A 17,100-nucleotide genomic window follows, 5' to 3' on the forward strand; every position below is an offset into this window, starting at 1 on the left:
GGTCTACTTCCCTGCCTCCGGGCTGGGGCCGCCGGCCGCGCCCACGACGAGCGGCCCCCGGACGATCTGCGTGTCCGGCCTGGCCTTCACGTCGACCTCGACGGGCTTCCCGACGGGCTCGCCGTTGAAGTAGCCCTGCAGCGTGTACTTGCCCTCCTCGAGCTCGACCGCGAAGTTGCCGTGGCGATCGGGGTAGCCGACCGCGACGGTCCGCGGCTCGACCACGATCCACGACCGGACGCTCGGGGAGAGCTGATCGCGGATCTCGTACTTGCCCGGCCCGGGCGGCGTCCACGCGCGGGTCTTGGCCGCGGCGATGTCGGCCGGAGGCAGGCCCTTGTTGCCGACCTCGTAGAGCCGGTGCGGGAACGGATCCTGGTTCTCGAACTGGATCTGCTGGCCCTCGGCGATGACCAGGGTCACGGGCGAGGTGCGACCGCCCGCCACCACGACGCGGAGCGGCGCCTTGAGCGGCGCCCCCTTCTCGCCGAGCGCGGCGACGCACAGCTCCTTCGGCGCGTAGCCGACGAGCGCGCGGACATCGGCGCGCACGGTCGGGGACGGCTCGCGGAACGTGTAGCGGTTCGACTTCGGGTCCTTGGCCTCGTTCCAGACGGGGTTCAGGAGCTTGGGCATGCCGGTGGCCCTGCCCTTGACCGTGACCGCGGCGAGCGCCACGCCCGGCACCGTGAGGATCGCGAGCGTCAGGGCCAGGCGCCGGAGGAGGCGCGCGCGGCGCGGGACGCGACCCGTGATGTGGCTTGACGACCCAAACGACGTTGCGCCGGTTCCGGTGGACAGGCGCCGCCCGTCGTGCCGCGCTCCTGCAGACCGAGGGGATCTCGTATCCATCGCAGGCCCGAAGCTACCGGAAGGGGGATGAGAACGGAAATAAAAGCCGGGCCGTCGTCCACGCTGCCCTCGCGTGGCCGAGGCGCGCTGCCTGCGCCTCAGGCCACCCGCCGGCCCGCCGACGCCGTGGCATCGGCGGACCGGCGCGTCGACAGTGGGAGCACAAAAGAACTGCGGGCCGCATGGACGGCCCGCAGGGGAGAGTTGTTCCGTACCGCCGAGGACGTGGGCCGAAGGACTTGAACCCCTAGCATAGCTGCTAGGTGGGAGCCTAAGTACCGCTTCAGGCTTCCCGGTGATTGGTTCCGGGCCTAGCTCACCACGGTATCGTCGTTGGCCCCCTGGTTCTGCTTACTCGGGATTCAATCGTCCAACGCCTCACGAAATCAGCAGAGGGAACGGCCAAAGGATAGTTCTCTCGGCGGCCCAGTCAACGGCTCCTCTCCACTTGACTTGGCGTTGATCTGGTGTCTGCTCGCGCTCGCCTGCGTTCCAGCCCGTCCGCGTGGCTAGCGATCGGGCGGGCCTGGGTGGGAGAGGAGCGCAAGGATGGGGGCGTGGACGAGGCCGTTCGAGGCCACGATGTTGCCTGCGTGGTAGTCCGGCGGGCCGCCGTCGAGCCCGGTGACGACGCCGCCCGCGCCGCGCACGATCGCGCACCCTGCCGCGATGTCCCAGGCGTGCAGCCGGCGCTCCCAGTAGGCGTCGTAGGTCCCGTCGGCGACCAGGCAGAGATCGAGGGCCGCGCTGCCGCAGCGCCGCACGGCCTGCGCCGTGCGCTTGACGGTCATGAAGGCGTCGAAGTTGTTGTCCGGAGCCCGATCGCGCGCCGGCGGGAAGCCGGTCGCCACCATCGCGTGCCGCAGCGAGGCCGTGGCGCTGACCGCGCAGCGCTCGCCGTCGCGGCGCGCCTCGCCGGCGGCCTCCGGCGGCGCTTCACCGTCGCCGCGCGGCTCGACCTCGCGCGGCCTGAAGCCCGTCCAGCGGAGCCCGAGCACGGGCGCGACGACGGCGCCGGCGACGGGCGTGTCGTCCTCCATCAGGCCGACGGAGACGCACCAGAACGGGTGGCCGTGGACGAAGTTCGTGGTGCCGTCGAGCGGATCGACGTACCAGACGAGCCCGCCTCGGGCGGACGTCGCGCGCGAGGCGCTCTGCTCCTCGCCGACGACCGCGACGCCTGGCGTGAGCGCGCCGAGCCGCGCGATGAGGAGGTCCTCGCTCGCCCGGTCGAACTCGGTCACGAGGTCGCGCGGCGCCTTCTCCTCGACGCGCGCGCCCGCGCGGAACCCGGCGCGCACGAGCGCGGCGGCCTCGTCGGCCACGCGCAGCGCGATCTCGGCCAGCTCGGAGAGCTCCGCCCGTCCGCGCGCGCTCATCGCGACCCCGTCGCGAGCGCGCCGCGGAGCTTGTCGTGGATGCCGCCGAACGCCCCGTTGGACAGCAGCGCGACCGTGTCGCCCTCCCGCGCGTCGCGCGCGATCGCGGCGACGATCGCGTCCACCGAGGCCGCCGCCTCGGCGCGCTTGCCGGTCCGCTCGAGATCGCGCACCAGCCGGTCGAGGTCGAGCCGCTCGCCCGCGGCGATCTCCGGCCGCCCGAGCGGCGCGAGCACGACGCGATCGGCCGCGCCGAAGGCGCGCGCGTAGGGCTCCTGGTGGAGGGCGCGGCACGCGGTCGCGCTGCGCGGCTCGAACACCGCCCACAGCGCGCCCTCCGGGTGCCGGGACCGGAGCGCCCGCAGCGTCTCGTCCACGGCGGTCGGGTGGTGCGCGAAGTCGTCGTAGACGCGCACGCCGCGCGCCTCGAGCACGAGGTCCTGCCGGCGCCGCACGCCGTCGAAGCGCGCGAGCGCCGAGGTCGCGGTCGAGAGCGGCACGCCGAAGCCCTGCGCCGCGGCCGCGATCGCGGCGACGGCGTTGCGCACGTTGTGGTGCCCGGGCATGCGCAGGGCGAAGCGCCCCGCCATGACGCCGCCGGCGTACAGGTCGAACGACTGGCCGCCGGCGCCGGCCTCCGCGGGCGCCGCGAGCCAGTGCGGCGGCTTGCCGTGCGTGTCGTCGCCCTCGAGCGCGAACCAGGCGACCTCGGACCGCGCCGACCGCGTCACCACGTCGACGACCCGGGGATCGTGCGCGGCCGCGACGAGGAGCCCCGCCTCCGGGATCCGCTCGACGAACCCGCGGAACGCCGCCTCGTACGAGGCCGCGTCGGGGTAGATGTCGACGTGGTCGTGCTCCATCGACGTCACGACGCCGACCTCGGGCCGGTAGTGCCAGAACTTCGGCGTCTTCTCGAAGAAGGCGGTGTCGTACTCGTCGCCCTCGACGACGAACGGCGCCCTGCGGCGGCTCGCGCCGGCCTCCGTGAGGAGCGGCAGCCCGCGGCGATCGCCGGCCGACGCGGCGCCCTCGGGCAGCCGGAAGCTCGCCTCGAAGTTCTTCGGCAGGCCGCCGATGAGGAACCCGGGATCCTTGCCCGCCTCGTGCAGGATCCACGCGCACATCGAGCTCGTGGTCGTCTTGCCGTGCGTGCCGGCCACGACGAGGGGGGAGCGCCCCGCGAGCATGTGCTCCGCGAGCGCGTGCGCCATCGTGGTCACCCGCATCCCCCGGTCGATCGCGGCGCGCGCCTCCGGGTTGGTCGGCCGGCAGACGTTGCCGATCACGACGAGATCGGGGCGCGGGTCGAGGTGCGCGGGATCGAAGCCGGTCATGAGGCGGATGCCCCAGCGCTCGAGCGCCGGCCCCATGGGCGGGTAGAACGAGACGTCGGAGCCCGAGACCTCGTGCCCCGCCGCCTTGAAGAGCCCCGCCAGCGCACCCATGCCGGTGCCCGCGACGGCGACGAAGTGGACGTGCATCGCGGCGCAGTGTGCCCGAGCGCCCCCGGAGAGCAAGAGGCTCGGCCGGGCGTCCGTGCGCGGCGGGCCGGCGCGGTCCCATCGACCCTCGGCGCCACCATGACAGGCCCATCGAGGGGGTATGAGAGCGCGACGGCGAGATCGACAAAGGGCGCGACGGAGAGATCGAACAGGCGATCGGAGATGCCGCGGCGGGCCGCCTCAGGGGGGATCCACGACCACCAGCGGCCTCAGCCGCTTCAGCGATCGCCGGCCGATGCCCTTGACCCGGAGCAGCTCGTCGACCTTCCGAAAGCGCTTGATCCTGGCGCGGAGCGCCAGGATCGCCGCCGCCTTCGCCGGGCCGATCCCGGGCAGGCGCCGGAGGTCCGCCTCCGTCGCGAGGTTCAGCACGACCTTGCCGTCCGGCGTCACGCCGCCACCGGCGGGCGCGCCCGCGTCCACGTCGCCGCCCGCGGGCGCCGGCGGCGCTGGTCCGGCCGCTGCTGCGCCGGCCCCCGCGTCCGCGATCGCCGGCGCGCCGGCCGCTGGATCGGCCGCGGGCGCGCCGGTCGGCGGGCCGCCCGCGGGGGGGGGCTGGTCCGCGGCGGCGAGCGGCGCCGCGCCGCCGGCGACCATCGCGAGCCCGGCGCTCGGGTCTGCTCGACGCGCGGGCAGCAGGCTCATCGCGTGGCCAGAGCCCACCAGCGCCAGCGCGAAGAACCCCGCGACGTACGCCGCCGCCTTGCCGCCGAGCGTGGTCCAGGCCGACTCCTTCAGGGCTGTCAGCGCCCTTTCCCTCCAGGAGCGCCGCGCCTCCGCGGCGCGCTCCCCATCCGCTCGCCCGGCGAGCTGATCCTCCTGCTTGGATGTCGCTTGCATCGTTCCGCGCCTCCTCTCACGCGCGATCTCGCGAGGGACGCCGCCCGGCCGTCGCGCGGCGCGCGCCGGCGTCCGTCCCCTCGCGGCGCCGATAGGCGAGCGGCGTGCCGGGAGCGCCTGCCCGGAAAACCGCGCGAATTCGGTCTCGTCGGCCTTCCAGGCGGCGGCGCCGCCATGGCGGCGCGCGCGCCACCCCCGCGAGGCGCCGGCAGCCGTGTCTCGAGCGACAAGCTCGGCTACCATCACCGCTCCGGGCGCCCGGCGGCCCGGCGGTGTTCCCTCCGCCCTACGGCGTCCACCACGAGGTCTTATGCCCCACGATCACCGTCACTTTGATGATCCCGGCACCGCGGAGCGCTCGCGCCGCGCCTTCCTGGGCGGCCTCGCCGCCGGCGCCGCGGGCGCCGTGCTCCTCGGCCCGGGCGCCGCGTTCGCGGACGCGCCTCCGAGCCTCGCCGCCTTGCCGCCCCCCGGCTTCACGCCCCTCTCCATCCCGGGAAAGGTGGTGAAGGTCACCAAGGGCAACGTGATGCAGCCGAACGGCCTCTGGCCGGACGCGGCCGCGGCGAAGGGGATGCTCGAGCGGGCCATGGCGGAGCTCACGGGCAAGAGCGACCTCGGCGCGGCCTTCGGGCGGTTCGTTCACAAGGACGACCGCGTGGCGATCAAGGCGAACGGGATCGCCGGCCAGAAGGGCGCGACCATGGCGACCAACAAGGAGCTCGTGCTGGAGGTCGTGCGCGGGGTGGTCGCCGCCGGCGTCCCCCCGGAGAACATCATGATCTTCGAGCAGTACCCGTCCTTCCTGGCCGGGACCCGCTGCGCCGACCGCGCCGCGAAGCCGGCGGGAGAGTTCCCGGCCGGGATCCGCGCCGCGGTGCACGAGAACAAGGACGCGGTGATGCCGAGCATCTCGGTCTGCGGCATCCCCACCAAGTTCGTGCGCCCGTTCACCGAGGCGACCGCGGTGATCAACGTGTCCTTGATCAAGGATCACTCGATCTGCGGCTACACCGGCTGCCTCAAGAACATCACCCACGGCGCGACGATCAACCCGCACGCCTTCCACCAGCACACCGCGAGCCCGCAGATCGCGGAGCTCTATGCCCAGGATGTCGTGAAGAGCCGTGTCCGCCTTCACATCACGGACGGCTTCAAGCTCATCTACGACCAGGGCCCGCTCGACAAGAACCCGAAGCGGCGCGTCCTGCACGAGTCGGTCTATGTCACGACGGATCCGGTCGCCATGGATGTGATCGGCTGGGGCGTGGTCGAGACCTGGCGCAAGGAGAACGGGCTGCCCACGCTGAAAGAGGCGAGCCGGGAACCCTCGTACATCCGCATCGCGGGCGAGCTCGGACTGGGCGTCTTCGACAAGAATAAAATCGCGATGCGCGAGGTCCGATTGTAGCGGCGCCGCGGGATCCGCTCGCGGGGCCGGGTGGTGGTGGGACTCTTTGGATTGCCCATGTCCGTATCCAGGCCAACAGCGCGCTCTTTCCCTTTCCGGGCGACCGCCTCGGCCGTCGCTCTCCTCGCGTGGCTCACCGGTCTCGCCGCCTGCGGCAGCAGCCCGCCGCCCAGGCCGCCGGGGTTGCCGCCGACGCCGGCCTCGATCACCCGCGAGAACCCGGGGGGCGACGCGGCCGACCCCGAGCGGGCCGCGCTGGAGCGGCTGCTCAGCGAGCCGTGGGGGCGCCGTCGGGACCGGTTCAACACGCTCGATGTCCCGCTCGTCGACTGGAAGAGCTGGCGCAGGGTGCGGATCTGGAATCACCCGACGCGCGCGACCTACCGGTACGGCGACGCGCATCACGCCCTCGTGACGGTGCTTTATACCGACACGTCCGGCCCGAGCGATCCCGACAGCTGCCTCGACGAGTTCTGGGCGAAGCACGCGCCGCTCGCCGACGCCTACGGCGTGCGGCTCGGCGAGGCGCAGCTCATCCGGACGACGCAGGAGATCGACGGCGAGGTGCGGCCGCTCGTGCTCAAGCTCCTCGACGGCAGCCTGGAGTCGGTGTTCGCGAGCGACGCCTACGCCGGCGCGATCGCGGCGTACGAGTCATGGCCAGGGACGTGCCTCGTGTCCGCCGTGGCCGTCAAGTCGAGCCATCACCCCGAGCTCGCGCGCCGCGTGCGCGACCGCTGGGTCGACGAGGGCGCCCCGAGGCTCAGGTGGACGCGCCGCATCACCGAGGCGCCCACCACCGACGCGCGGTAGCGGCTGCGCCAGCGACCAGGACGCGCCCTGGACGATGCTGTGACAGACCACGGTGGCGGCCGCGAGGAGCAGCGCGATCGCGACCAGCCAGGGGACCCGGAGCGGCGGGAGGACGCGGCTGTCCAGCGCGACCTCGCTCGCGCGGTCGCACGACGGGAGCTCGACCGCCGCGGCAGGCTCCGGGGCCGCGGAGCCGCCGAGATCGTTCGCCGGCGTGGCCAGCATCGCGGCCATCGTCGTCTGGTCCATCGGGTAGCGGGGCGGCGACGCGGGCGGGCCCAGCCTGACGATGGCGCTCGTCTCGGACGGCGGCCCGCCGCGGGGCGCGCGCGAAGGCTCCGGCCACGGCGTGGAGACCGGCGCGAGCGCGGAGAACGCCTCCATCATCTCCTTGCCCGACTGGAACCGCGCGCCGGGATCGAACTCGAACGCCCGGGTGAAGAACGCGTCGATGCCGGGCGGGAGCTCCGGCGCGAGCTCGGACGCCCTCGGGAACGAGGTCTGGCAGATGTGCCTGACCACCTCGTTGATGTTGGCGCCGGCGAAAGGACAATGGCCGGTGACCGCGCGGTAGAGGATCACCGCCATCGACCAGAGATCGGTCCGGTAATCGACCTGCTTGGGCGCCATCGCCTGCTCCGGGCTCATGTACCGCGGAGTCCCGAGGACCATCCCCGTCTTCGTGATCCTGTCGCGCGAACAGGACGATTTCGCGACGCCGAAGTCGAGCACCTTCACCAGCTCATCGCCGCCGGACACCGCGAGGAAGATGTTCCCCGGCTTCAGGTCCCGGTGGACCACCCCCGCGGCGTGGATCGCGTCGAGGCCCTTGCCGAGCTGCGTGAACAGGGTCGTCGCCTGCGCGAGCGGGATCTTCTGCTCCCGTTCGAGGCGGCGATTCAGATCCTCGCCCTCCAGGTACTCCATGACGATGAAGGCGCAGCCCCGATCGACGCCGTAGTCGTAGGTCTCGATGACATAGGGGCTCCGGACCCGCGCGGACGCGCGCGCCTCGCGCTCGAAGCGGGCGACGAGCTCGGGCTCCGTCGCGGCGAAGCTCCGGATGAACTTGATGACCACCCGCCGCCTGAGCTTGTCGTCGAAGCCCAGCCAGAGATCGCCCATGCCACCGCCGCCGAGCCTGCGCTCGAGGCGATACTTGCCCATGACGGCTCGACCTTCAGCAGTCTCCTTCATGGCTCCGCACCTGCCACCCAGTGACCCCGCCTGGGACAAGTGATCACCCGATTCCTGTCGAAGAGTCTACATCCATGCTACTCCCGATCGACACGCATCGCAATCCGTCCAGACCGCGCGTGACATGTTCCTGAAACAGCGCGCACACAGGCGATGCGCGTGATGCGATGGAGACGTGTGGCGCTCGGTGTCAGCGGAGGTGAGGCGAGCTGCGGTGAGGCGCGCGGCGCTCGGTGTCAGCGGAGGTGAGGTGGGCTGCGGTCACAGGATATCGAACGGGTAGGCGCGATCCGCATAGGCCCGCATCGCGATGGCCTTGCGCAGCTCGTCGTCGTTCTTCTGGAAGTCCGCCACGTGCTGCATGAGCCGCTTGTGCGCCATGCCGACGAACACGGTCGTGAGGTCGATCTCCCGCCGCGCCCCGTCCTCGCCGCGCCGCTCGATGGCCCGCGTCGTGCGGGAGATGCACGCGGCCATGCAATAGAGGTCGATCGCCATCTCCGCGATGCGGCGCTGCGCATACTGCATCTCGGCGATCTCTCGCCCGTGCTTCCGGAGCATGTCCTCGCTGTGGGTGGCGAGCTCCGCGGTGTACTCCTCGAAGATCACCGCCTCCCGGCTGAGCAGCGGGTGCGCCTTCGTCATCCGCTCGCGCCCGAGCACCGAGCGCGCCTTGCGGATCGCGAAGTCGCTGAGCAGCCCGAAGCCCTTGATGGGCTCGCGCATCGCCTTCGCCACGTCCGCGAGGGCCTTGCCCGGGCCGCTCATCCCGGAGAGCGCGATGAAGCAGCGGAGGATCTCGTTCGTCCCCTCGAAGATCATGTTGATCCGCGCGTCGCGCAGGTGACGCTCGTAAGGGTAGTCCGCCATGTAGCCGATGCCGGCCGCGATCTGGAGCGTCTCGTTGACCACGAACCACAGCGTCTCGCTGCCCGCGACCTTGCAGATCGCGCTCTCGAGCGAGAAGTCGGGGAGCCTGGCGTCGACGAGGCTCGCCGTCAGGTAGGTGATCGACTCGAGCGCGTACGTCTGCGCCAGCATCGTCGCGATCTTGTCCTTGATGAGCCCGAAATCGCCGATGTTCCGCCCGAACGCGCGCCGCTCCTGGACCCTGTCGAGCGCCATCCGGAGGAGCGTGTTGCACGCGCCGATGCACCCCGCCGAGAGCCCGAGCCGCCCGTTGTTCAGCACCTCGACGGCGACCTTGAACCCCTTGCCGACCTCGCCGAGCACGTTCTCGCGCGGCACCCGCACGTCGTCGAAGAAGAGCTCCGTCGTCGACGAGCCCCGGATCCCGAGCTTGTGCTCGTTCGGCCCGCTCTTCACGCCCATCCCCCGCTCCACGATGAAGGCCGTGAGCTTCGGCTTCTTCCCCTCCTCGAGCGCGGAGGTCCGGGCGAACACCGTGAAGACGTCGGCGAAGCCGCCGTTCGTGATCCAGATCTTCGACCCGTTCAGGGTGTAGTACGAGCCGTCGGTCGACACCTCGGCGCGCGTCTTGATCGCCGCGGCGTCGGAGCCGGCGCCCGGCTCCGTCAGCGCGAAGGCCGCCACCCACTCGCCGGTCGCGAGCTTCGGCAGGTAGCGCTGCTTCTGATCCTCCGTCCCGAAGAGCTGGATCGCCTTCAGCCCGATCGACTGGTGCGCGCCGAGGGTCACGGCGATCGACGCGTCGAGCCCGCCGACCTCCTGCATCACGCGCGTGTACGCCATGGCGCCGAGGTTGATCCCGCCGTGCTCGGACGGGATCTGCAGCCCCATCAGGCCGAGCTTCTTCATCTCGTCGAGCAGCCCGGGGTCGATGGCGTGCTCTCGATCGATCCTGGCGCTGTCGACGTTCGCGGCGAAGAAGCGCCGCACGCTGTCCAGGATCATCGACGTCGTCTCCCGCTCCTCGGCCGGCAGCTCGGGATACGGGAAGATGATGTCCTCGGCGATGATGCCGTGGAAGAGGGCCTTCATGAAGCTCTGCTCGATCGTCGGGGGCATCGGACCTTCCTTTCAGGGCGCGGGCCTCTACGCCTCGGTTGGATGAGGGCGCGCGGCGCGACGTGCGCGCGGCGCGCCCGCTCTGCTCAGTGCGCCTTCCTGGGCGCCCGATCGGAGTCCTCGGGTTGGCCGTCCTTCGCGCCAGAGGCCCCCTCGCCGTCGTCGCCGCCCGCGGGCGCCTCGCCCCTCGGCGAGGAGGGCGGCGCGGCGGCGCTCCCGTCGCGGGCCGGCGCGCCGGACGGCGGCGTGGGCGTCGGCGTGGCGGGGCGCGCCGGGCTCGGCGTGGGCGTCGGGGTGCCGGGGCGCGAGGGGTGCGGCGTGGGCGTCGGCGGCTGCCCGGCGCGATCGGCCTCGCGCTGCCACGGGTACTTGATGCGCCCGTGGTTCATGTTGACCAGCGTCGACGCCATCCGGCTCGTCATGATGCGGAGATCCTCGATCGTGAGCCCCGACTGATCGAGCTGGCCGGCCGCGAGCTTCGAGAAGATCACCCGCTGGATCATCTCCTCGAACTTCTTCTGCTCGGGCGGCCAGATGGTCCGCGACGCCGCCTCGATGGAGTCGACGAGCATCAGGATCGCGGTCTCCTTCGTCTGCGGCTTCATGCCGGGGTAACGGAAGTGATCCTGCGTCAGGCCCTTCGGGTTCCCGTGCTCGAGGCACTTGTGCCAGAAGTACTCGACGACCTGCGTGCCGTGGTGGGTGTACGCGAACTCGACCACGGGCTCGGGGATGTTGCCCTCGCGCAGGATCTTCGTGCCCATCACGACGTGCGCCATGATCGCGTCGGCGCTCACGTCCGGCTCGAGATCCTCGTGCGGCGAGCGCTCGCCCGGCGCGAGGTTCTCGATGAAGTACTTGGGCTGCACCGTCTTGCCGAGGTCGTGGTAGTAGGCGCCCACGCGCGTCAGCAGCGCGTCGGCGCCGATCGCCGCGGCCGAGGCCTCGGCGAGGTTCGCCATCGCGCGCGCGTGCTCCCAGCTCCCCGGCGCCTCGGCCGCCATCTTCTTGAGCAGCGGCTGCTCCAGATCGGTGAGGTCGAGCAGCTTGTCGCGGGGCACGTGCCCCATCGCCCGCTCGGCCGGCTCCCGGAGCGTCCGCCCGAGCAGGCCGACGAGCAGGCCCCCGCCGATGCAGGCCAGCACGTTGGACCCGAGCCAGCGCTTCAGATCCGCGCCCAGGTCGAAGCTGCCCTCGAACAGCACCGTGAGCGCGATGAAGCCGATGGCGCCGGCGAGGCCGGCGAAGCTCCCCGAGGCGAGCAGCTGCCGCGAGCCCTTGCGCTTGAAGAAGAACATCGTCGCGGCGATGCCGCGCATGAGCAGCACCGACAGGAGGACCACGTCGAAGCGGAGCAGCGACGCGGCGATGAACCCGACGCCCACCTCGACGAGGAACGCGGTCCGCCGGTCGAAGGCGATCGCGACCCAGAGCGGGAGCGCCGCGACAGGCATCCAGAACTCCGGCAGCGCCGTGAAGAGCAGGAGGAGCTTCGCCACGACGAGCGAGCCCGTCATCAGCACGAACATCCCCACCTGCGTGCGGAGCAGCCGGACCCGGTTCTGCCCGAAGCGGCGCAGGTACACCGTCAGCATCAGGCTGACGATGAGGTACATGACGTACAGGCTCGCGATCCGCGCGCCGAGCCCGGGCCGCCGCATGCGGCGCACGGTCTCGTACGCCATCGCCGCGTTGTGGTCCTCGTCGTGCTCCGAGAGCACGGTGCCGCGCGGTACGATCACGCGCCCGTGCTCGTACGACAGCGTGAAGCTCCCGTCGTGCGTGTCGCGCACGATCCGGGGCCCGTACGGGACGCGCAGCGTGACGGGCGCGGGCTCGCCCATCTCCGGGCTGAGCGCCGGGATGAAGAGCTCGCCCACGCTGATCACGGCGAACAGCGCCGCGAAGAGGGCGCTCAGGACGAGGCCGGCGAGGGGACCTGCTCGGATACGCGTGCGCAGCATGGAACCGCTCGGTCTCGTCCGCTCGATCTGCCTGGCAAACGGTTGACGGGGCCCGCTCGCGCGCCGCCCCGCCGCCACCGGCGGCCCCGGGGGGACCGCCGATGTCAAGGTGTGCGCCGGACCGTAGCAAAGAAGCGCGGCCGAGTCAGCGGCGCGTGGCGAGCCACCCGTCGCGCCCCGGCCGGGAGCGCGGACCGAGCCGGGCCGCCGAGCGGCGGCGGGAGCAGATCCGGCGCCCGGGGGGTTGCAAAGGACGCCGCCCGGCGGAGCGCAGCCTTGCCGGTGAGCTCCCCAAGTGCCCCCACCACCGGCGCCCGGACACCCGCGTGATGTTCCAAATGCTCCCGGAAAAGATCGGCTCGAGCAGACAATTGCCGCTCGGCGCAAAAGTTGCTACCCACAGGAAATGTCCCCTCTGCGCATGCTGCTCGAACGCCGCAGGAGCGTGGTGATCATGGGGGTCCTCAACCGCACGCCGGATTCGTTCTCCGACGGTGGTCGCTTCACGGATGAAGACACGGCCCTTGCGCAGATCGATGCGATGCTCTCCGAGGGGGCGGACATGATCGACATCGGCGCGGAGTCGACGCGGCCGGGGGCGGAGCCCGTGCCGGAGGACGAGCAGATCGCACGCGTCGGCGGCAGCGTCCGCGCCGCGGTGAAGCGGGGGGCCGTCGTCTCCATCGACACGACCTCCCCCGTCGTCGCGGCGCGCGCGCTCGACGACGGCGCGGCGGTGGTCAACTCGATCTCGCTCGACGGCGCGGCGGAGCTCGGCGCGCTCTGCGCGCGCCGGGGGGCGTCGCTCGTGCTCATGCACAGCCGCGGCCCGATGTCGGCGATGGCCGGGTTCTCCGTGTACCCCGACGACGCCTACGGCGACGTCGTCGGCGACGTGGCGCGCGAGTGGTCGAGCGCCGCCGCGCGGGCGATCGAGGCGGGCCTGCCCCGGGGCGACCTCGTCCTCGACCCGGGGCTCGGCTTCGCGAAGAACGCGCGGCAGTCGCTCGAGCTGTGCGCCCGCCTGGGCGAGCTGTGCTCCCTCGGCTTTCCGGTCCTGGTCGGGCCGAGCCGCAAGTCGTTCCTCGCGCGGGCCGCGGCGTCGGAGGCCGCGGAGCGGGGCCGCCGCGCGGGCGCCGAGCTCGCGCCGCCCGGAGAGCGCCTCGGCGGCACCGTCGCGGCCGCGCTCGCCTGCGCCGCGCGAGGCGCCGCGGCGGTGCGCGTCCACGACGTCGGGCCCGTGCGCCAGGCGCTCGACGTGATGCGCGCGATCGATCGCGCCGGCGCGGGGCGCGCTGGCGAGCGCGGCCAGGACGGCGCCGCTCCCCTCACCCAGGGGGGCGCGCGACGATGACCGAAGGGCTGCTGCGCCTCTTCTCGGCCCGACCGGTGACGCAGATCCTGCGGGACTTCGTCGACATCTTCATCGTCGCCTACGTCGTCTACCGCTCGCTGCTCGTCCTGCGCGGCACCCGCGCGATGCAGATGGGGTTCGGGCTCGGCATCGTCTTCCTCATCTACCTCGGGGCGAAGCTCTTCCGCCTCACCACGCTCCTCAACCTGCTCTCGTGGCTGCTCTCGTCGATCATCCTGATCGTCGTCGTCGTCTTCCAGAACGACATCCGCCGCGCCCTCATCCGCGTCGGCGGCAGCAACTGGTTCACGAGCGGCCGCGAGCAGCAGTCGCGCGTCATCGACGAGGTGGTCGCGGCCGCGACCGAGCTCGCCCGCCACCGGATGGGCGCGATCATCGCCTTCGAGCAGGACGCGAACGTGCTCGAGTTCGTCAAGAGCGACGGCATCCACATCGACTCGGTGGTGACCCGGGAGCTGCTCGTGTCGCTCTTCGTGCCCGAGTCCGTGAACAAGCTCCACGACGGCGCGGTGCTGATCCGCGATCTCAAGATCGCGCGCGCCGGGGTCTTCTTCCCGATGCCGGAGACGAAGATCCTCGACGCGAGCCTCGGGTCGCGGCACCGCGCCGCGCTCGGGATCACCGAGGAGACCGACGCGGTCGTGGTCGTGGTCAGCGAGGAGCGCGGCACGATCAGCTTCTGCTTCAGCGGCAACATCGTCTCGAACCTCGACGGCCAGTCGCTGCGGCACGCGCTGCTCGGGCTGTTCGGGCGCTCGTCGCGGCGGCGGCGCTTCGCGAAGAAGGTGGCCTCCGGCGGCCGCGCGAGCCTGCCGGCGGCGCCGGCGCGGCCCTCGACGGGCCCCGCGCAGGGCGCCGTCGGGCAGGTCAGCGAGCCGGGCAAGCCCGCCGCCCCGAAGCCCGCGCCGATCGAGGGCAAGCCCGCGACGCCGATCACGAAGACGTCGTCGATCATGAAGGCGCCGACGGAGATCATGAAGGGGCCGGGGGACATGAAGGGCGCGGCCGAGGCAGAAGCGACGCGACCGATGGCGAGGATGTCGACCACCTCCACGCCCATGCGCTCGGGCGCCGAGGCGCGCGCCGCGACGGGGGCGAGCGCCGACGCGCGCGCCGCGGCGGGGTCGAGCGCCGCGGCGGGGTCGAGCGGCGCGGCAGGGTCGAGCGCCGCGGCGGGGAGCGCCGAGGCGCGCCCGCCGGGCGGCGCGCCGCCGGCGCAGGACGGCGACCGGCCGTCGTCGGAGCGAGGCCGGCCGGCGGTCGTCGACGTCCCGGCGGCGGCGACCGACTCTCCGGTCCCGTCGCAGCGCACCTTCGTCCCGACGGGCCCGGCCGCGACGAGCGGCGCCGCCAAGGGGAGCGCGGAGGGGACGCCCCCGCGGGGTGAGCCATGACGCTGGCCGGTCTCCGCGAGGCGCTGCGCTCGGCGCTCCTCGACAACATCGGGCTCAAGCTCCTCTCGCTGGCGTTCGCGCTGTGCCTCTACGCCTTCATCCACGGCGCGGAGAACGCGCAGCGCACGATGATGCTCGACGTCGTCGCCATCCTCCCGCCCGACTCCAGCAACCGCCAGCTCATGACCCAGGTCCCGAACGAGGTGGCGGTCACGGTGCGGGGCCCCCGGACCCAGCTCGACGATCTCCGCGCCGAGAGCCTCGGGACGCTGCGGCTCGACCTCCGGAACGGCACGGTGGAGCGCATCGAGCTCGAGTCCTCGATGTTCCACGTGCCGGCGGGGCTGACGATCGAGCAGATCCACCCCTCGACGATCGAGCTCCGCTGGGACGACGTCGTCACGCGGGCCATCCCGGTGCACGTGCCTCGCGCGGGGGAGGCCGCGCAGGGCTTCGTCGTGAAGGGGATGGTCTCGATCGAGCCGCCGATGGTGAACGCCCGCGGCCCGCGCTCGATCGTCGACGTGATGCAGCTCGCGCGCTCCGTGCCGTTCGACATCACCGGCCTCACCGAGGGCACCTACCAGCGGGCGCTGGCCCTCGAGCGGCCGCCGAAGCTCGTCACGTACGACGCCGACAACGTGATGGCGACGCTCGAGATCGGCCGCGAGCTCGCCTCGCGGACCTTCGATCGTAAGGTCGAGGTCGTCGGGATGCCGCGCCTCGCGACCCGGCCGGCGACGGTGCAGGTGAGGATCTCGGGCACGCCGGAGGACGTGGCCACCGTCAACCCCGAGACGATCATCCCGCGCGTCGAGCCCAAGGCGGCGAACCTGGACATGACCCAGCCGGGCAGCACGTTCCTCGACGTGCTCGTCGACGTCCCCCGCGTGACGGCCGAGGTCAACCCGCCGAAGGTCTTCCTGGAGTGGTGAGCGCGGCGCGCTGACGGCGGCGCGTCGGTCCACGGATCAGCCGGGCGGCCGCCCGTCGCCTCCATCGTCCCGGAGCAGCCCGAGCTCGCCGAGCAGCGCGCGCAGCTTCTCGGGCCCGCGCGCCGGATCGGCGAGCTTGTAGATCGCGTAGCGCTCCTCCTCGGTCAGCCGGCCGAGCGCGTCGTCGTCGGGCGCGCCGCCCGGGCCGAGCCGGGCAGACAGCCGCGCGCGGACGCCCGCGAGATCCCAGTCGGCGCGGCGCACCGGGGCGCCCGCGAGCGGGGAGAGGGCGACCCCGGCGCGGGCCGCGAAGCCGCGGAGCACCTCGGCATAGACGGCGATGTCCTCGTCCGTGTCCACCGGCAGCTGACACAGGGCGAGCCGCTCCGCGCGCGACAGCGCCTGCCACCCCGCGAGCGAGAGCTTGAGCCCCGCGAGGTCCAGCTTCCGCCGCACGGCCAGCGGCACGAGGTCGAGCGAGCCGTGGACATCCCCCTCGATCGCGAAGCGCCTGTACATGACCTGCCCTATAGCTTCGCCCCGAACGGGTCGCGAGCCGTGACTCTGCCTGGGACGCGCGGCGCCGTTGCGCTAGCCTGCCGCCGTGCGCCGCCCCGGCCTCCTCCCGACGCTCGCCGCGCTGATCGCCGTCGCGTCGCTCACCCGTGGCGCCCGTGGCCAGGACGCGCCGGCGGCGCGGCCCTCGGCGTCCATCCTCCTCGACCGGGTCGTCGTGCGATGGCATGCGCCCGAGACGGGGGGTGTGCGCCACCCTCAGTTCATCTTCGAGCGGGAGCTCTCCTTCCAGGCGCGCATCGAGGCGCTCGCCGACCCCGACGCGGAGCCCGGGCTCTACCGCGACCGGCATGTCCGCGCCGCGATCGAGCGGCACATCACGGAGACGTTGCTCGCGAGCCTGCCGATCTCGCCCGCGCCGACGTCCGCGGAGGTGGCGCAGCGCGCCGAGGCGGCGCGGATCTCCCTGGAGCAGCGCGCCCGCGGCCGCGCGCGGCTCCTCGCCGCGGCGGCCGCCGAGGGCATCAGCTCCGACGAGCTCGACGCGCTCCTGCGCCGTCAGGCGCGCGCGAGCCTCTACCTCGACCGCATGGTGGCGCCGATGCTCGAGCCGAGCGATTTCGAGCTCAAGGCCGAGCTGCGCTCCGGCGCCACGCCGTTCAAGGGGCAGCGCTACGAGGACGTCGCCCCGGCGCTCAAGCGCTGGTACGTGGGCCAGCGGCTCGCCCGGGCGCTCGCCGCGTACTACCAGAGCGCGCGGGCGCGGGTCGTCCTGAGCATCGTGCCAGCGCGCTGAGCGAGCGAGAGCGCGCGCGCCGCGCGCGGAGACGGAGGCGACGGCAGACGCCACGTGGCGACACCCTCGCACCGCGGGGCCGCTGTCGGCTCCCTGGCCCCGAGCGCGCCGGGAGGCACCGTCAACCGTCAGCG

The 17,100-nt window shown here is 72.6% G+C and carries 13 protein-coding genes, 1 other RNA gene and 1 pseudogene; 6 read left to right on the plus strand and 9 right to left on the minus strand.

What is annotated here, in order from left to right; translation table 11 throughout:
- Positions 1–3: 3 nt before the first annotated feature.
- From WMF31_RS03495 to WMF31_RS03515, 5 genes are all read right to left on the minus strand, one after another.
- Entirely contained in the window at positions 4–852 is an 849-nt protein-coding gene (locus WMF31_RS03495; protein WP_436600575.1) for a hypothetical protein, read from the minus strand.
- A gap of 207 nt (positions 853–1,059) precedes the next feature.
- Positions 1,060–1,251: non-coding RNA, 6S RNA (gene ssrS, locus WMF31_RS03500), on the minus strand.
- Positions 1,252–1,361: 110 nt separating this feature from the next.
- Positions 1,362–2,231 (minus strand): inositol monophosphatase family protein, encoded by an 870-nt coding sequence (locus tag WMF31_RS03505; protein WP_436600576.1) that lies wholly within the window; start codon positions 2,229–2,231, stop codon positions 1,362–1,364.
- On the minus strand, positions 2,228–3,715 hold the full coding sequence (locus WMF31_RS03510; RefSeq protein ID WP_436600577.1) for a UDP-N-acetylmuramate--L-alanine ligase: 1,488 nt from the start codon (positions 3,713–3,715) through the stop codon (positions 2,228–2,230). Before WMF31_RS03510 ends, WMF31_RS03505 begins: the two co-directional genes overlap by 4 nt.
- A 201-nt stretch (positions 3,716–3,916) precedes the next feature.
- Positions 3,917–4,576 (minus strand): ComEA family DNA-binding protein, encoded by a 660-nt coding sequence (locus tag WMF31_RS03515; RefSeq protein WP_436600578.1) that lies wholly within the window; start codon positions 4,574–4,576, stop codon positions 3,917–3,919.
- Between the two features lie 310 nt (positions 4,577–4,886).
- Here WMF31_RS03515 and WMF31_RS03520 point away from each other — a divergent pair, with 310 nt between their 5' ends.
- Together WMF31_RS03520 and WMF31_RS03525 are read left to right on the plus strand one after the other, a co-directional pair.
- Entirely contained in the window at positions 4,887–5,987 is a 1,101-nt protein-coding gene (locus WMF31_RS03520) for a DUF362 domain-containing protein (protein ID WP_436600579.1), read from the plus strand.
- 57 nt (positions 5,988–6,044) lie between these two features.
- On the plus strand, positions 6,045–6,800 hold the full coding sequence (locus WMF31_RS03525; protein ID WP_436600580.1) for a hypothetical protein: 756 nt from the start codon (positions 6,045–6,047) through the stop codon (positions 6,798–6,800).
- 411 nt (positions 6,801–7,211) lie between these two features.
- On the opposite strand, the pseudogene WMF31_RS03530 reads toward WMF31_RS03525, so the two are convergent.
- The 3 genes and pseudogenes from WMF31_RS03530 to WMF31_RS03540 form a co-directional block, all read right to left on the minus strand.
- A pseudogene (locus WMF31_RS03530) lies at positions 7,212–7,997 on the minus strand (serine/threonine-protein kinase); the annotation flags it as partial.
- A gap of 261 nt (positions 7,998–8,258) precedes the next feature.
- Positions 8,259–9,986 (minus strand): acyl-CoA dehydrogenase family protein, encoded by a 1,728-nt coding sequence (locus tag WMF31_RS03535; RefSeq protein WP_436600581.1) that lies wholly within the window; start codon positions 9,984–9,986, stop codon positions 8,259–8,261.
- An 86-nt stretch (positions 9,987–10,072) separates the two neighbouring features.
- Positions 10,073–11,950, minus strand: coding sequence for an HDIG domain-containing metalloprotein (locus tag WMF31_RS03540; protein WP_436600582.1), 1,878 nt, complete (start codon positions 11,948–11,950; stop codon positions 10,073–10,075).
- A gap of 406 nt (positions 11,951–12,356) precedes the next feature.
- Here WMF31_RS03540 and folP point away from each other — a divergent pair, with 406 nt between their 5' ends.
- From folP to WMF31_RS03555, 3 genes are read left to right on the plus strand one after another with little or no spacing between them, the layout of a single operon-like run.
- Positions 12,357–13,304, plus strand: a complete 948-nt coding sequence (folP, locus tag WMF31_RS03545) for a dihydropteroate synthase (protein ID WP_129353697.1) — start codon at positions 12,357–12,359, stop codon at positions 13,302–13,304.
- A complete protein-coding gene (gene cdaA, locus WMF31_RS03550) occupies positions 13,301–14,719 on the plus strand; it encodes a diadenylate cyclase CdaA (protein ID WP_436600583.1) in 1,419 nt (472 codons plus the stop codon). The genes folP and cdaA overlap by 4 nt, the downstream gene beginning before the upstream one ends.
- Positions 14,716–15,654, plus strand: coding sequence for a CdaR family protein (locus WMF31_RS03555; protein WP_436600584.1), 939 nt, complete (start codon positions 14,716–14,718; stop codon positions 15,652–15,654). The genes cdaA and WMF31_RS03555 overlap by 4 nt, the downstream gene beginning before the upstream one ends.
- A gap of 36 nt (positions 15,655–15,690) precedes the next feature.
- On the opposite strand, the gene WMF31_RS03560 is transcribed toward WMF31_RS03555, so the two are convergent.
- Entirely contained in the window at positions 15,691–16,173 is a 483-nt protein-coding gene (locus tag WMF31_RS03560; protein ID WP_436600585.1) for a nitrate reductase associated protein, read from the minus strand.
- A gap of 85 nt (positions 16,174–16,258) precedes the next feature.
- Here WMF31_RS03560 and WMF31_RS03565 point away from each other — a divergent pair, with 85 nt between their 5' ends.
- Positions 16,259–16,966, plus strand: a complete 708-nt coding sequence (locus WMF31_RS03565; RefSeq protein ID WP_129353689.1) for a hypothetical protein — start codon at positions 16,259–16,261, stop codon at positions 16,964–16,966.
- Positions 16,967–17,100 lie beyond the last annotated feature (134 nt).

The organism is Sorangium sp. So ce1036, from assembly GCF_051369805.1.
GTDB lineage: Bacteria > Myxococcota_A > Polyangia > Polyangiales > Polyangiaceae > Sorangium > Sorangium cellulosum_F.

What these genes read in the sequence shown, in the direction of transcription:
- WMF31_RS03495 (WP_436600575.1), bottom strand. Translation starts at nt 852, where the DNA reads ATGGATACGAGATCCCCTCGGTCTGCAGGAGCGCGGCACGACGGGCGG.
- WMF31_RS03505 (WP_436600576.1), bottom strand. Translation starts at nt 2,231, where the DNA reads ATGAGCGCGCGCGGACGGGCGGAGCTCTCCGAGCTGGCCGAGATCGCG.
- WMF31_RS03510 (WP_436600577.1), bottom strand. Translation starts at nt 3,715, where the DNA reads ATGCACGTCCACTTCGTCGCCGTCGCGGGCACCGGCATGGGTGCGCTG.
- WMF31_RS03515 (WP_436600578.1), bottom strand. Translation starts at nt 4,576, where the DNA reads ATGCAAGCGACATCCAAGCAGGAGGATCAGCTCGCCGGGCGAGCGGAT.
- WMF31_RS03520 (WP_436600579.1), top strand. Translation starts at nt 4,887, where the DNA reads ATGCCCCACGATCACCGTCACTTTGATGATCCCGGCACCGCGGAGCGC.
- WMF31_RS03525 (WP_436600580.1), top strand. Translation starts at nt 6,045, where the DNA reads ATGTCCGTATCCAGGCCAACAGCGCGCTCTTTCCCTTTCCGGGCGACC.
- WMF31_RS03535 (WP_436600581.1), bottom strand. Translation starts at nt 9,986, where the DNA reads ATGCCCCCGACGATCGAGCAGAGCTTCATGAAGGCCCTCTTCCACGGC.
- WMF31_RS03540 (WP_436600582.1), bottom strand. Translation starts at nt 11,950, where the DNA reads ATGCTGCGCACGCGTATCCGAGCAGGTCCCCTCGCCGGCCTCGTCCTG.
- folP (WP_129353697.1), top strand. Translation starts at nt 12,357, where the DNA reads ATGTCCCCTCTGCGCATGCTGCTCGAACGCCGCAGGAGCGTGGTGATC.
- cdaA (WP_436600583.1), top strand. Translation starts at nt 13,301, where the DNA reads ATGACCGAAGGGCTGCTGCGCCTCTTCTCGGCCCGACCGGTGACGCAG.
- WMF31_RS03555 (WP_436600584.1), top strand. Translation starts at nt 14,716, where the DNA reads ATGACGCTGGCCGGTCTCCGCGAGGCGCTGCGCTCGGCGCTCCTCGAC.
- WMF31_RS03560 (WP_436600585.1), bottom strand. Translation starts at nt 16,173, where the DNA reads ATGTACAGGCGCTTCGCGATCGAGGGGGATGTCCACGGCTCGCTCGAC.